Source organism: Streptomyces sp. NPDC053474 (assembly GCF_044544845.1).
Classification (GTDB): domain Bacteria; phylum Actinomycetota; class Actinomycetes; order Streptomycetales; family Streptomycetaceae; genus Streptomyces.
This window is the reverse complement of record NZ_JBITXV010000006.1, coordinates 1-13,478: the sequence shown is the minus strand read 5'-3', so window position 1 is coordinate 13,478 and position 13,478 is coordinate 1. Positions and strand designations below refer to the sequence as shown.

General features: G+C 72.8%; 11 protein-coding genes and 2 pseudogenes. 4 read left to right on the top strand and 9 right to left on the bottom strand.

Annotation, left to right across the window (positions count from 1 at the left end; translation table 11 throughout):
- Positions 1-82: 82 nt before the first annotated feature.
- The 3 genes from ACIG3E_RS15445 to ACIG3E_RS15435 form a co-directional block, all read right to left on the bottom strand.
- Positions 83-1,030, bottom strand: a complete 948-nt coding sequence (locus ACIG3E_RS15445; RefSeq protein ID WP_399615871.1) for an aldo/keto reductase family oxidoreductase — start codon at positions 1,028-1,030, stop codon at positions 83-85.
- A 100-nt stretch (positions 1,031-1,130) separates the two neighbouring features.
- Positions 1,131-1,715 carry a DinB family protein gene (locus tag ACIG3E_RS15440; RefSeq protein ID WP_399615869.1) on the bottom strand — a complete coding sequence of 195 codons (585 nt, stop codon included), beginning with the start codon at positions 1,713-1,715 and terminating at the stop codon, positions 1,131-1,133.
- A gap of 131 nt (positions 1,716-1,846) precedes the next feature.
- Positions 1,847-2,104 carry a hypothetical protein gene (locus tag ACIG3E_RS15435; RefSeq protein ID WP_399615867.1) on the bottom strand — a complete coding sequence of 86 codons (258 nt, stop codon included), beginning with the start codon at positions 2,102-2,104 and terminating at the stop codon, positions 1,847-1,849.
- A 310-nt stretch (positions 2,105-2,414) separates the two neighbouring features.
- Between ACIG3E_RS15435 and ACIG3E_RS15430 the strand changes: the two are divergent.
- Positions 2,415-2,623, top strand: a pseudogene (locus ACIG3E_RS15430) (ABC transporter family substrate-binding protein); the annotation flags it as partial.
- Between the two features lie 58 nt (positions 2,624-2,681).
- Here ACIG3E_RS15430 and ACIG3E_RS15425 read toward each other — a convergent pair.
- The gene (locus ACIG3E_RS15425; RefSeq protein WP_399615866.1) at positions 2,682-3,785 is read right to left on the bottom strand and encodes a Vms1/Ankzf1 family peptidyl-tRNA hydrolase; all 1,104 of its coding nucleotides are present in this window, start codon (positions 3,783-3,785) and stop codon (positions 2,682-2,684) included.
- Positions 3,786-4,012: 227 nt separating this feature from the next.
- On the opposite strand from ACIG3E_RS15425, the gene ACIG3E_RS15420 reads away from it, so the two are divergent.
- Both ACIG3E_RS15420 and ACIG3E_RS15415 read left to right on the top strand, forming a co-directional pair.
- Positions 4,013-4,525: an RICIN domain-containing protein gene (locus ACIG3E_RS15420; RefSeq protein WP_399615863.1), complete on the top strand. Its 513-nt coding sequence runs from the start codon at positions 4,013-4,015 to the stop codon at positions 4,523-4,525.
- Between the two features lie 190 nt (positions 4,526-4,715).
- On the top strand, positions 4,716-5,528 hold the full coding sequence (locus ACIG3E_RS15415) for a hypothetical protein (RefSeq protein WP_399615862.1): 813 nt from the start codon (positions 4,716-4,718) through the stop codon (positions 5,526-5,528).
- On the opposite strand, the gene ACIG3E_RS15410 is transcribed toward ACIG3E_RS15415, so the two are convergent.
- Positions 5,522-6,856 carry a right-handed parallel beta-helix repeat-containing protein gene (locus tag ACIG3E_RS15410; RefSeq protein ID WP_399615860.1) on the bottom strand — a complete coding sequence of 445 codons (1,335 nt, stop codon included), beginning with the start codon at positions 6,854-6,856 and terminating at the stop codon, positions 5,522-5,524. The genes ACIG3E_RS15415 and ACIG3E_RS15410 overlap by 7 nt on opposite strands.
- Positions 6,857-6,922: 66 nt before the next feature.
- Here ACIG3E_RS15410 and ACIG3E_RS15405 point away from each other — a divergent pair, with 66 nt between their 5' ends.
- Positions 6,923-8,050 (top strand): Dyp-type peroxidase, encoded by a 1,128-nt coding sequence (locus ACIG3E_RS15405; protein ID WP_399615858.1) that lies wholly within the window; start codon positions 6,923-6,925, stop codon positions 8,048-8,050.
- Here ACIG3E_RS15405 and ACIG3E_RS15400 read toward each other — a convergent pair.
- The 4 genes and pseudogenes from ACIG3E_RS15400 to ACIG3E_RS15385 form a co-directional block, all read right to left on the bottom strand.
- On the bottom strand, positions 7,965-8,804 hold the full coding sequence (locus ACIG3E_RS15400) for a L,D-transpeptidase family protein (RefSeq protein WP_399615855.1): 840 nt from the start codon (positions 8,802-8,804) through the stop codon (positions 7,965-7,967). The two genes, ACIG3E_RS15405 and ACIG3E_RS15400, sit on opposite strands and share 86 nt — an antisense overlap.
- Before the next feature lie 39 nt (positions 8,805-8,843).
- Complete coding sequence (locus ACIG3E_RS15395; protein ID WP_399615853.1) at positions 8,844-11,561, bottom strand: SpaA isopeptide-forming pilin-related protein; 2,718 nt, start codon at positions 11,559-11,561, stop codon at positions 8,844-8,846.
- A gap of 361 nt (positions 11,562-11,922) precedes the next feature.
- Positions 11,923-13,188 (bottom strand): alpha/beta fold hydrolase, encoded by a 1,266-nt coding sequence (locus ACIG3E_RS15390; protein ID WP_399615852.1) that lies wholly within the window; start codon positions 13,186-13,188, stop codon positions 11,923-11,925.
- A 120-nt stretch (positions 13,189-13,308) separates the two neighbouring features.
- A pseudogene (locus ACIG3E_RS15385) lies at positions 13,309-13,478 on the bottom strand (GntR family transcriptional regulator); the annotation flags it as partial.

Here is a 13,478-nt window from a genome sequence, read left to right as displayed (position 1 = left end):
GTTGGGTCCGAGGCGGCCCGGACCCGCCGGTTCGCCATGGCGGTTCAGCGCCTCCCCGCGGACCGCGGCCCCAGGGGTGAGCTCACGGCAAGGGGCCGCCGCGGGCGGTGACCCACAGGTCGTACCACTCCTCGTGGGTGAGTTCGGGTTCGCGGCTGACGGCGTCGCGGCAGGCGCGGATGCGTTCGGGTCGGCTGGTGCCGATGACCGGGGCGATGCGGGCCGGGTGGCGTTGCAGCCACCACAGCAGGATCGTCTCGGGTGTCGTCCGTTTGCGTGCGGCGAGGTCGGAGAGGAGTCGCGCGGTGGGTGAGTCGCTGTCGCCGGTGTAGCGGCCCTGGGCGAGGGCGCCCCAGGCCTGGAGCTGGATCTCGCGGGCCTGGCAGTACTCGACGGTCCCGTGCGGGAAGCCCGTCTCGGCCGCGGCCGGGGTGTTCACGAGGACGCCCGCCTCGACCCAGTCCCGGCTGCTCAAGCTCATCTCCAACTGGTTGGCGACCAGCGGGACATCGAGGTGGCTCTGGAGGTGGGTGATCTGCGCGGCGCTCATGTTCGACACACCGAAGTGCCGCACCAGACCCTGCCCGTGCAGGGAGGCGAAGGCCTTCGCGATGTCCTGCGGGTCGGCCAGCGGGTCGGGCCGGTGCAGAAGCAGGACGTCGATCACGTCGGTACGCAGACGGGTGAGGCTCCCCTCGACGCTCCGGAGGATGTGTGAGCTCCGCAGGTCGTACATGCCGGGGTGCTGGCCGTCGGCCTGCCGGATGCCGCACTTGGTCTGCAGGACGATCCGCTCCCGCAGCCCGGCCGCTCTGTCGAGCAACTCGCCGAAGACCGCCTCGGCCTTGCCGCGCCGGTAGATGTCGGCGTGGTCGAACACCGTCATGCCGACGTCGAGCGCGGCCTCGACAGCGGCTTCGGCGTGCGCGATGTCCGCGGCGGTGTACGGCACGTCGTCCCAGGTGCCGCCGAGCCCCATGCACCCGTACACCGGCTGTCCGGTGCGCAGGCCGGTCGTCTGCCCTGTCATGCGTGGCCCTCCCTCTCCCAGTGATCCTTCACCTAGAGGTGTGCCCAGGACACACGTTCCTACGGGTGGCCCGCGCAGGGTGGTGGGGCAGCGGGGGCCTCTAGGCCTCGATGGGCGCGGCCGACCTGGCGGCCTGCTCGACCTTCGCCCAGTAGGCCGCACGGGCTTCCTCGTCGGCCTGCGTCTGGTGTTCGGGGCGCATCCCGGTCCGGCCGTCGAGGCCCTCGCGCAGGATGTCGGCGTGCCCGGCATGCCGGTTGGTCTCGCCGAGGACGTGGACCAGGATGGCGAACAGGTTCGTGTTGGGATGTGGCTCCGGCCACCACGGCACGTGGCCGGGGGCGTCGAGGGGAAGCGCGTCGATCGTCGCGTCGGAGTGTTCCCACGTGCGCCGGTAGAACCCGATGATCTGCTCCCGGGTCTCGTCCTCACGCGCCCACAGATCGCTGCCGTCGTGGTCCTGCCACGGCACCAGCGGCTCCGGGGAAGGACGGTCGAAGACCTCGCCGAAGTACCGGGCCTCGACGCTGGCCACGTGTTTGACCAGGCCGAGGAGGTTGGTCCCGGTCGCCGTCAGAGGCCGACGGGCGTCGTACTCGGACAAGCCGTCGAGTTTCCACAGCAGCGCCTCGCGGTCCCGCCGCAGTCTCCCGTGCAGGTTGCCCTTCGCGAATTCATCGATCATGCGGCATGAGCCTGCCATGGGCCGCTCGGGGGCTCAAGATCCCGTACGTGGCCTCGACGACGGGCAGACTGATCGGGGTGGTGGCGCGTTGCTGGGCGGGCCACCCAGGACAGCGAGCTTCCAGCGATCCGCTAGGGGCCATGGCGATGCGGCGGCACAGCGTCAGCGGGCTGATCGCCAACCGGCCGAGCGTCCTTGTGGCCGACGAACCCACCACCGCGCTCGACGCCACCGTGCAGGCGCAGATCCTCGACGTCCTGCGCCTCGCGCAGCGGGAGACCGGCGCCGGGCTCGCCCTGATCACCCATGACCTCGGCGTCGTGGCCGGTCCCGCGAACGACGTCGCCGTGATGTACGCGGGCCGCCTCGTGGAGAAGACGGACGTGCACGCGTTGTTCCGCCGACCGACGATGCCGTACACCGCACGGCTCCTGGCCGCGGGGCCGACCGTGGACGGCGGGATCCGTCGGCCCCTGGTCCCGCTCGGCGGAGAGCCCCCGTCCTGTCGGGCCTGCCGGACGGCTGCCTCTTCGCGCGCTCGACGCGTGCGGCTCCACGGAGCCGGAGCTGCGCCCTGTCACGGGGCACGGGGACGTGGCCTGTCTGCGCGCGGCCGCGTCGAGATCGCGGGGCAGGAGGTCGGAGCGACGACGGGCACGGATGCCCGCCCCGGCCCCGGTGCCGGTGCTGAAGCCGGTGCCGGGCGCGTACTCGCTGCGCTTCAACACCACGTCATCGGTCCTCGGGGACAAGGCGGTGCGCAAGGCGATCCTGGAGAGCATCGACCGCACCCAGATCGCGCAGGTCCAGTTCCAGGGCCTGGACTACAGGGAACCGCTGCCCGGCTCGGCCAGGCGCGGAAGGAGCTCGACGCGGCGGGCTGGAAGCCCGGGAGCGACGGGGTCCGGGAGCTGCCGGAGACGGTGGGCTGGAAGAAGTAGCCCCGCGGGCGTGGGTGGAGGTACGTCACGCGTACGTCCAGCGCGGCAGCGCTCCCAGCCCGCCCACCGGGTGGGCGGAGTCCGCGGGGACGAGGACCGCGTCGGCGCCCGTGGCGACGGCGGAACGCAGCAGCGCGTCGTCGGCGCGGGCGGCGAAGGGCCGCTCGGCGCCCAGGGCCGCCGCATCCGTACGCCGCAGGGCGAGCTGGTCGGGATCGGCTCCCGTCCAGACCTCCCGCGCGACGTCGGGGCCGTCGTGGCGGACGAGGAGCGTGGAGACGCGGTGCTCCCGGGCGGCCTCCACCAGCGCCTCCAGGTGCTCCACCCCGTCTCCCCCGTCGCCGAACCGGTCCAGGAGGCCGTCGGTCCGGTGGCGCGCGTGGTCGGCGGCGATGCGGTTGACGTCCTCGTCGAGGAGGCGTCCGTCCGCTCCCTGAGCGCGTCCTCCGTGCTCCGAGTCCCCTACGCGGGTGAACCCCTGGGCGGGCAGGTGGGCGTGGACCGCGCTCCGTTCGCGCGCGTCGCCCGCGAGGACCAGGAGCTCGGCGCCGGTCTGCTCCTGGCAGCTCGCCAGCTCGTGGGCGATCGCCTTCGCGTTCTCCTCCCACGTGTTCTCGACCTTGAGCTGGAAGTGGCGCTCGGACCAGTCCGCGGAGGCCGTGCGGTGCAGCGGCCACCGCTTGCCCTCGACCTCCGCCACGGGCCGCCGTCCGGCGGGCGTGCGCAGCTCGATGTCCGCGCCCGCTCGGTCCACGTAGGCGACCAGGCAGTCGGGTTCGTCGTGCGCGTACTCCAGCAGCGGGGTCAGGCGCGGCAGTCGCGACCACCACAGGGACGGAGCGTCGCCGGGCGGGCCCTCGGCCAGCGGTTCGGCGCACACGAGGTCGCCGTCGGCGGCGAACAGCACGTACGGGGAGTTCCGCCGCTCGTCCGCGAGGGCGGACAGGGCGTCGTCCACCGCGCGGCGAGTGCCCTCGTCGGCGCCCATCCGCCGCAGCTCGCCCTGGACGTGGCGAGCCCGCAGGTCCCGGCGCTGGAGCGTCGACTCGTCGGCCGTGACGGCCGGGACGTACACGCTGGCCCAGGGGCCGGGGCGCTCGACGAGGGGATGCAGCGTTGAGAGTTTCACGGTGCCTCCGGTGGTACGGGGAAACGCTTGCAGGCCGGGCCGAGTACCCAGCCCCGACGGGGAGCACACGTTTATGCCTGGTTTCGACGTGCCTCGAAGGGCTTTGAGGGGCGGGTGGGGCCCCCGCGAGACTCGGCCGCGAACGGGGAGACGCCCGGGCCCGCCGCCGCGCGGAACCGGACGGCCCCGGCCAGCATCCGCACCTGATGTCAGGGAGATGACCGCACATGAAGCTCAGCAGCTCGTTCACCGTCCGTGCCGGGATCGTCGCGAGCGCCGCCCTCGCGGCGACCGCCGTGCTCGCGGGACCCGCCCACGCCGGGGTCTCCGGCCAGTACTCGTTCCGGAACGCGGGCACCGGCAAGTGCCTCGACGTGCAGGCCGGTTCGACGGCGGACAACACGGTCCTTCAGCAGTTCGGCTGCAACGGCAAGGCCCACCAGCGGTTCTCGCTGAACTTCGAGGTGGACAACCCCACGTCCCTGATGAGAGCCGCCCACTCCAACAAGTGCCTGCAGGTCTTCAGCACCACGCCCGGCACCAACGTCGTCCAGCGTCCCTGCGACAACGTCTCCCAGCAGCGCTGGGAGTTCATCGAGCTGGGCGACAACAAGGTCACCGTCAAGAACGTCGCGAGCGGCCTGTGCCTCGACGACGGCGCGGCGCCCTCCGGCAGCCGCCGCGAGGTGCGCCAGACGGTCTGCACGGGTGCCGCGACCCAGGTGTGGACCCGCTTCTGATCCACCCGCGTGGGTGCGGCCGCCGCGCGCCGGGGGCCGCACCCACGCGCTGCCCACCGCGGGCGAACCGCGTCGGCCTGCTACGGCTACGCGCCCGGAAGGGTGACGCGGAGCAGGCCGCGCACGGGTGTCGGGCGGCGCGCGGCCCCCCGGCATGTAGAGACGTCCCATGCGGATGCTGCGGACTGCCTTGACGAAATCCTGGGTGTGGGCGGGGCTGGCCCTGGCGGGGGCGGCGGGAGGGGTGCTGCTGCTCGCCGGTCCGGAGGACGGCGGCGGATCGCGGCTGGTGTCCGCTGAGGAGGCCCAGCGCATGGCGCTGGCCCGCTTCCGTACGTATCAGGGCAGCCCGTCGGAGGTGGTGGTGCGGGTGCCCGCGCCCGAGGGCGCGGCCGTGGTGCGTGCGGTGGTCGACCACCGACGGCACCGAGCGGTGGGCTGGTACCAGGCCGGAGGGCAGCGCGAGCCGGGGCTGCTGGCTTGGGACGGCGGAGGGCTCGCCGTCGCCGAGCCGCGGCAGACGCCGCAGCGCCCCGGGCCGAGGCAGGCCCCGCAACCGCCCAGGCAGTCCGCCGGGTCGGCGGCCCGTGCGGCCGCGCGCCTCGAACCGAGCGCGTGGACCAGGCGGCCCTTCGGCCGGGCCCCGCTCGACGCGGCGCTGCGCCTCACCCTCGCGATGGCCGCCGACCGGCCCGAGAACCCCCAGCTCCTCGCCCAGTCAGGCCCGCTCCACCTGCGTACGGAGCAGATCGACGGCCACCGCTACGACGTGCTGTCCGGCCCGCGCCCCCGTCCGCACGCCAGTGCTTCGACGACCGCGCCGACCAAGCCGACGGCGGCGGGCCGCTCTCCGCTGACGTACTGGATCGGCGGCGACGGCGAGCTTCGCCGGATCACGGCGGACTTCGGCGCGGACCGGACGGTCAGCATCGACCTGACGCGCACGCGCGTGCGGCCCGGCGTTCCTGACACGCCCTGGAAGCCGCGTCCAGCGGCTCAGTGACGCGGCACCGCCCCCGCCCGCGCGGGCAGCGGGAAGGCTGCGGGGTCGACACGGCCGGGCAGGCCGACGGCCGGACGGGCCGGTGCGGAGGACGCGTGCGGCAGCTCCGGCTGCCTCGGCGGGGCCGGGACGTCCTGGAACGAGATCCCCGGCGGGGCCTGGACGGGGCGGGCGCGGCCAAGGGCCGGGCGGCCGAGGTCGGCGGCGGGGTCCTCGGCGCGGTCGGCGGGTGCTTGGCTTCCGCAGCGGACGGCACGGGGCAGCCGCACGGGGCTGGTGGTGGCTCCCCGGTCGTCGCTGAAGCAGTTGCCCGCCGGGGCGCCGGTGCCGAGGACCAGGTCGGTGCCGTTGCCGGTGACGCGGTTGGCGCGCACGCTGTTGTCGCGCGCCGGGTAGCCCTGCACATCGCTCAGGAGGATGCCCGCGGCACGGTTGCCGCTGATCAGGTTGCGTTCGATGACGTTGGCGCGGCCGCCGCCCACGCCGAGGCCGATGCCGAAGCCCCCGTCGGCCTGCTCCGGGCTCTGGTCGTCGTTGTTGCCGGTGAGCGCGTTGCCCGCGACGACCACCGCGTGCTGCGGGCCGAGTGCCTCCAGGTCATTGGAGTTGAGGGTGAGGCCCACGCGATTGCGGCTTGCGCGGTTGCCGAGGAAGTACAGGTGCTCGGAGGCGTTCGTGACCTCCAGGCCCACCGCGTTGTGCTCCGCGGTGCTGTCCCGGACGACCGTCTCGCAGGGGTTGCACTGGCCGACGTAGATGCCGGAGTCGGCGTGTCCGGAGGCGTAGGCGTGTTCGATGAGGCCGTCACGGGCGTCGAAGGCGTAGATGCCGTACAAGGCGTTGTTGTACGCCGTCACGTAGGAAGCCCGGAAACCCTTCAGCGGCGGGAACTTGGCGGTGTCCAGCGGGTCGTACGCCGAGCCGCCCGCGCGCCCGGCCTGGAGGCGTTCGTCGGTCACGCCGGTGAACAGCACGCCGTTGGCGAGGTGGTTGCGGACGGTCAGGTTCTCCACGACCGCGCCCGCCCCGGTGACGGTGATCCCGTTGGGGCGCTTGAACTGCCCGTCCACGACCACGCCCGAGCGGTCGGTGCCGCGCAGCACCACCCGCGGCTTGGCCACGGTCACGCTCTCCCGGTACACACCGGGCGAGACGAGTACGAGTCCGCCCGGGCGGACGAGGTCGACGGCGCGCCGCAGGGACGGCGTGTCCCGGGGGACCTCGACGACCGCGGCCGAGCCCGCCGCGCCCCCGGAGCCGTCCGCCCCGTCTCCGGCACACGCCACGGCGGCCCCGAGCAGGACCGCGAGGAGCGTCGCGCGGGACACAGCCGCAGACCAGCGTGAAGAGAGGTTGTTTCGCATGGTTGCAGATGTATCGTCCCTTTCATTCCTATGACCACATCCGCCGCATCCGACACGCCCAGCAGTGTTCCGCGTCCCCCGCGCCGCCGGACTCTGCTCTCCGCCGTGGGTCTCGGCGCGCTCACCGCGACGACCGCCTGCGCGACCGGGTCCCGCCCGGCGCCGACAGCGGCGGGCCCCGGCCACCGTGGTGCCCGGCAGGCGGGGGTGACGACCCCGCAGCAGCCCGCGGCGCTCGTCCTGGCCTACGACCTCTCCCCCGCTCTGCGAGGCTCTCAGGGCGTCCGCGCGCTGCGGTCGGTCCTGGCCCGGTGGACGCGGACACTGGACGACTCGGCGGAAGCGGCCGTCCGCTCCCGGCTCACCGTCACGGTCGGCGTCGGCCCGCTCCTGCCCTCCCGGCTGGGACTTCCGGTGCCGGACGCGCTGCGTGCGCTGCCGCCGTTCCCCGGCGACCGCCTCGACCCCGCACGCGGCGGCGGGGACCTGGTGGTGCAGCTGTGCGCCACCGGCCCGGGGGCCGTCGCCTCCATGGCGTCGGCCCTGGCCCGGTCGGCCCGCGGCACGCTGCGGCCGCGCTGGCGCCAGACGGGGTTCCTGCCACCGACGCCCGCCGGGCAGACCCCGCGCAACCTGCTCGGCTTCAAGGACGGCACGGAGAACCCGACGCCCGATGAGTGCGAGCGGTGGGTGTGGGCCCACGACGCCACGTTCCTCGTCGTGCGCCGCATCCGCCTCCGGATCGAGGAGTTCGACCGGCTCACGCTCGAACGGCAGGAGGAGGTCATCGGCCGCCACCGCGGCAGCGGCGCCCCACTCGGCCGCCGCCACGAACACGACGACGTGGACGTCTTCGCCAAGACACCGCACGGCCGGTACGTCGTCCCGCTGCACGCCCACGTCCGTGCCGCCTCCCCGCGCCTGGACGCGGGTGCGCGCATGCTGCGCCGCGGCTACTCCTACGACGACGGACCCGACGACAAGGGGCTGCTGTTCCTCGCCTTCATGCGGGACCCCGCGCTGTTCGTGCGCGTCCAGCAACGCCTGGCCGCACAGGACGAGTTGAGCCGCTTCACCGAGCACCGGGGCTCGGCGGTGGCCTACGTCCTTCCCGGCGCGCGTCCGGGCGAGGATCTGGGAGCACGATTCCTGGCCTGAGGGACCGCTCCGTGCCGGGCTTGGTGCCCCACGCGTACACGGCGCTGCCTTGCCGCAGCACGTTCCACAGCCGTCGCGCGTCGTCGAGCCGCAGGTTCACGCAGCCGTGCGACCCGCCGTTGAAGAGGTCGCCGTACGTGCCGTGGAAGGCCTGCCCCCCGTTGAAGAACTGGGCGTAGGGCATGGGCGCGTCGTACAGGTCGGAGTAGTGGTTCTTGTTGCGCCAGTACACCCGGTGCCAGCCGGTGCGGGTCTCGTAGCCGTCGCGTCCGGAGCGCACCGGCACCGGCGCGAAGACCACGCGCCGCCCGTCCTGCACCCACATCAGCTGCCGGGTCAGATCCACGCAGGCGATCTTGTAGGGGCGGACGGGGCACCGCCCTTGCGCGTTCGGGTTCACCCGCGCCCGCGCCACCAGCATCATGCGATACGTCGCGAGGCCCGCGTAGCCGTCGGCGGGCCGCACACCGACGCGGGCCTGGAAGTCGCGGATCGCCGCGCAGTCCGTCGTCGACTGCCGCCCGTCCACCGCGAGTCCCAAGTGCTGCTCCAGCTCCCGCTGATAGGGGCCGGTCCCTGCCTGGCACGGCGCCGGACCGGCGGCGGCCCCGGAGGCCTCGGCCGCAAACCCGCTGGCCAGCAGGACGCCGAGGGCGAGGGCCGCCGTCCGTATCCGGGGCCCGCGTTCACGGCCGCCGCCCTTGTGCCGCGTGCGTATGCGCGCCCTCCGCGCCGGTTTCCGGGACACCCTCATCTCTGACTCCTGATCAGTTGCCCCCCCACCACCACCGGGCTACTCCTCGTGCTTCTTGGGCGGGTCCCCCCTCTTGTTGGTGCGAATGACCTCGACGCCCTGCGACGCGTTCGCCTCCGTCACCTCATAGGGGCCGGTCACGGCGGGCCGGGGCATGAGGTACCCCTCGGGCACGGCGGTCTCCCGCAGGTAGTACGAGCCCAGCGGGAGCCGGTCGAAGACACACCGACCGCGCCCGTCCGTCGCGCATCCCTCTCCCACCCGGGTGTCGGGGTCGGCGCCCGAGAACTGCGGACCTGGCCGCCCGTTGGACTCCCGCCACAGCTCGAACACCGCGCCGCCCAGCGGCCGTCCGGTCTTGTCGTCGCGCTTCAGTACGGTGATCTCCCCGCGCACCGGCTCATTGCGGGCGGTGACGGTGAGGCCCTCCTCGGCGTTCCGCGCGGTGAGCGTCAACGGGCCGCTGATGCCCGGCCGGGGCAGGACGTAGCCGCCCGGCGCCTTGGTCTCCTGCCAGTAGTACGTGCCCAGCGGAAGGTCCCCGCGGGTGCAGACGCCGTCCGCGCCCGTGGTGCAGGCCGCTCCGACCTCGCTGTCCGGCGTGCTCCCGCCGGTCTGGAGGCCCGGCTGTCCATTGGTCTCGCGCCACAGCTGGAAGACCGCCCCCGCGAGGGGTTTGCCGGTGCGCGCGTCCTTCTTGACGACCGTGACCTTGCCCTTCGGCGGGATGTAGTAGCCCGCGTCGTGGGTGTGGTCGTTGTGCCCCGCCGGGCCCGTCGTCAGCATGTCGATCTGGGTCTTCGGGTCGGGGTTGGAGTCGATGGAACGGTTCGACCCGCGGTCCTTCTCCGTAGGGACGAGATCGGCGGGCGCGGGCCGTTCGGGGATGCCGCTGGTGTCGCCGGTCTTCACGTCGAACTTGATCTGGTACTCGGTGTGCGGCTTGACCTGGAAGTAGTACTCACCCCGGCTGTTGGTCGTGGTGGTCTCCAGGACCTTGCCGTCCTTGTCCATCAGGGTGACGGTCGTGCCGGGAATCGGTTCCTCGTCCGGGCCCTGGATGCCGTCGCGGTCGCGGTCGAACCAGACCCGGTTGCCGATCTGGATCGGCGCCTGATCGCACAGCAGCTCCAGGTCACCGAGGCCGTTGGCCTTGCCGAACGTGCCCTTGCCCGCCTCCACTTCGTAGTCCTCCGACCCGGCTCCGGTGGCGTTGTCGAACTTGCGCACACCGCCGGAGAAGATGGTCAGCGGGTCCACGATGGTGGAGACCGTCTTGGTGAAACGGGGCGCGAAGGCGAGCCCGCCCTGGAGGGACTCGGCGAGCTGGCCGAGCGTGGAGTCGCCGTAGTAGTACTCCTTCACGCCGTCCTGCTGCGGCGGGGCGCTGCCGTTGACGAAGTGGTTGGGGCACTCGGGCCCTTCGCTGTCCCACACCCACCGGTCACCGGCCTTGCAGACGCGGGTGATGTCGCCCATGGCGGGGAACAGCGAGCGCTGGACGGTGTCCGTGCTGCCCTCGGGAGGCAGGGCCTCGTATCCGGCCTGGTCGCCCAGGCGGTCGCGGAAGCCGAGGACCATCGAGCCGTCGCGGTCGAAGACGATGTCGGAGAGCACCGGGCCGGGGAAGTTGGCCTGCTTGAACCACTTCAACGGGTCCCAGGTCTGGAGCCACGGCTCCCAGTGCGTGTCCCCGGCGACCGAGGAGTAGCCCATGCCCCGCTCGTAGTCGAGGGTGTGCGAGACGACGGTGGAGAAGGACGTGCCGTCCAGTTTGAGGACGTAGGCCCGCAGATCAGCCCGCTGCTGTGAGGACTCGGCGCTGCACACCCCGCCCAGGTACACCGCGCCGTCCTGGACGCCGAGACCGTACGGCCGCCAGTCGCCGGCGCCCGTCGGGCAGCCCGGGTCGGGGATGGGGATGACCTGCTTGGCGGTGGCGGGCGGCTGCCCGGGAGCGGCCTTGGACACGTCGTACACGTACAGGCTCTTCGCCTTCAGCCCCACCGCGTACAGCGTCTTCCCGTCCTCGGACAGATCGAGGTCGCCAAGGCCCTCCTTGCCGACCGCGTTGTTGATCTCCAGGGTGTCGCGGGTCAGGTCGGCGGAGTGCTGGGCGTCCCCCGCGTCCGGGACGGTGGCGAACGGCGAGGTCCGCTTGGTCGCGCGGTCCACCAGGTAGATCCCGCCGGGGCCCGCCGGACCGTAGGGGATCAGGCGCTTGGTCAGCGCGCCCACGAACAGCTGGTCGGTGTCGCGCTTGTGGGCCAGGCCGTACGTGGCGCCGATCTGCGAGGACGTCGCCTCGGTCGTCGGCTCCGGCGCGTCACCGGTGCGGTCGTACGGCCAGGACACCAGCGCCTTGGCCGCCACGCTCCCGGCCGCGTCCTGTCGCTGGCACGGCGTGGCCAGGTCCGGATTGGCCTGGCAGTAGTCCGCCGGGTTGTGCACCGCGGTCAGCACCTCGGCGTCCTTGTCCCCGGACACGTCGACGAACTCCACCAGCGAGGACAGCGACGGAGCGGGGCCACCGGCCTGCGCGGGCCGCAGATACGGCTTGTCCGGCCCGATCACCGCCTCCACCCGGTAGCGCCCGCCCGACAGGCCCAGCGCGGCGGGGTCGAAGCGGACCTTTCCGTCGGCGCCGGTGACCGCCGTGCGCACGGTGCCCGAGGCATCGGTCAGCGTGACGGTGATGCCCTGTTCACCGATTTCCAGGGCGGGCGTCCAACTGCCGTCGGAGTCCACATCCCTCACGACGGTCACGGTGACAGTGCCGTCAGCGCGCGCACCAGCGGCGCCCGGGGACGCGGCGCCCAGCAGGGGCGGGACAGCGAGCAGGAGCGAGGCGCTCGCCATCCATGTGAGCCCCCTGACCGACCTTGGCCACGGTGAACTTCTCATGTCACGCAATCTCCAGAAGCGCCGATGTGCCCTGGCCGCGCCAGGAAGTGATCGTGACAGCGGTACCCGGAGCGGACGCGGGGCAACGGGAAACGCCCTCCCTCACCCTGATGCGGTACGACTTTTCACTCGTATGCCGCCAGGTCCCGCCGGGCTTCCCTGTCCTGGCCGAAGGTGACGGCCCCCTTCAGGCGGGTGCGGAGGGGGCCGGCGGCTAGGCACGGCCCGCGGCGAGGTCCATGAGGCGGGCCAGGACACGGCCGCCGGAGGCGGTGACGCCGTCGTGCTCCCACTCGTTGGTGACCCACACCCGGGTGGCGCCGACCTCGCGTGCGGTGCTCAGCGAGAGTCCGGCGTCGACGTACATGTCGTCGTGGTAGACGACGGCGGCGAGCGGGACCTGGTTGGCGGCGAGGCGGGCGGGGTCGTACAGCGGGGGCCAGTCGGCGCGTTCGGCGAGCAGGTCGGCGGCGTCCGCGAAGGGGCGCAGGCCCTTGATCTCGCGGAACATCCAGGGGTAGATCATCTCTCCGGTGAGCAGAAGGGGGTCGGCGTCTTCGGTGAACTCGGGGTGATCGGCGAGCGCGCGGGCGGCAGCCCAGCCGGTGGGGCCGGTCCCCTGGCCGTAGAGGGTCTCCTGCATGACAGCGAACAGCGGGTTGTCGGTGAACCCGGTGAGGGTCATCACCTGGTGGAGGAAGGTGTCGGTCACCTCGCCGTCGGCACCGAGGGCTTCGTCGAGCAGCCAGTGGACGCGCTCGAAGCCGTCCCCCATGCCCAGGGCGATGCCCAGGGTGCGCAGGCGGCGCGGGGTGAGCCGGTCGCCGTCGGGCAGTCGGACGTCGGTGGCCGCAAGGAGGTCGGCGAGCTTGCGCAGGCGGGGGGCGTCGTCCGGGTAGCGGGCGTAGAAGTCGAGGACCCGGGCGCGGACGCGCGGGTAGGTGCGGGCGTACACGTCCTCGGCGGTGGCGGTGAGGCCGGGCAGGCCACCGGTCACATGGCAGGCACGCAGCCCCTCGGGCGCCTGGGACAGGTAGGTGAGGGTGAGGAAGCCGCCGTAACTCTGGCCGAGCGTCTCCCAGGGCTCTTCGCCGCACAGCTGTCGGCGGATCAGCTCGGCGTCCGCGACGATCGAGTCGGCACGGAAGTACCCGAGGTGATCGGCGAGTTGACGCGGGGAGGGGAAGCGGGAAGCCGTCCGGGCGGTGATCGGAGTGGAGCGTCCGGTCCCGCGCTGGTCCAGCAGGAGCACCCGGTGGGTCTTGAGCGCCTGGCACAGCCAGCTGGGCGAACCCGCCGAGGGGCGGGGCGACTTTCCGCCGGGGCCGCCCTGCAAGTAGAGCAACCAGGGCAGCCGTTCGCCCGCCCGGCCGGGGTCGGCCACCTCGCGGGCGAAGACCTCGATGGCCGGGCCGCGCGGGGCGGTGTGGTCCAGGGGAACGGAGAAGACGTGGTCGACGGTCGCGTACGCCGGGTTCATGGATCCCTTTCACGGTCCGGGAGCCGCGACCGGCGCCGCGACTCAAGGCTGATGTGAGGTGTGACATTTCACAAGGCGGCATGCTCCGGCCCGCTCCGGTCCGACAGGCGCGCACCGCGCCTAACGCCGCCTGCCGGATTCCCTCGCAGAGTCGCCCTCGGCCCACAGCGAGCGGACATGGCCGAGGTGCTTGGCCATGCACTTCTCGGCGGCTTTGGCGTCACCGGCGACCATCAGGTCGAGGAGTTCGATGTGTTCTTGGGCGGAGGGGAGGAGCTGGTCGTTCTTGT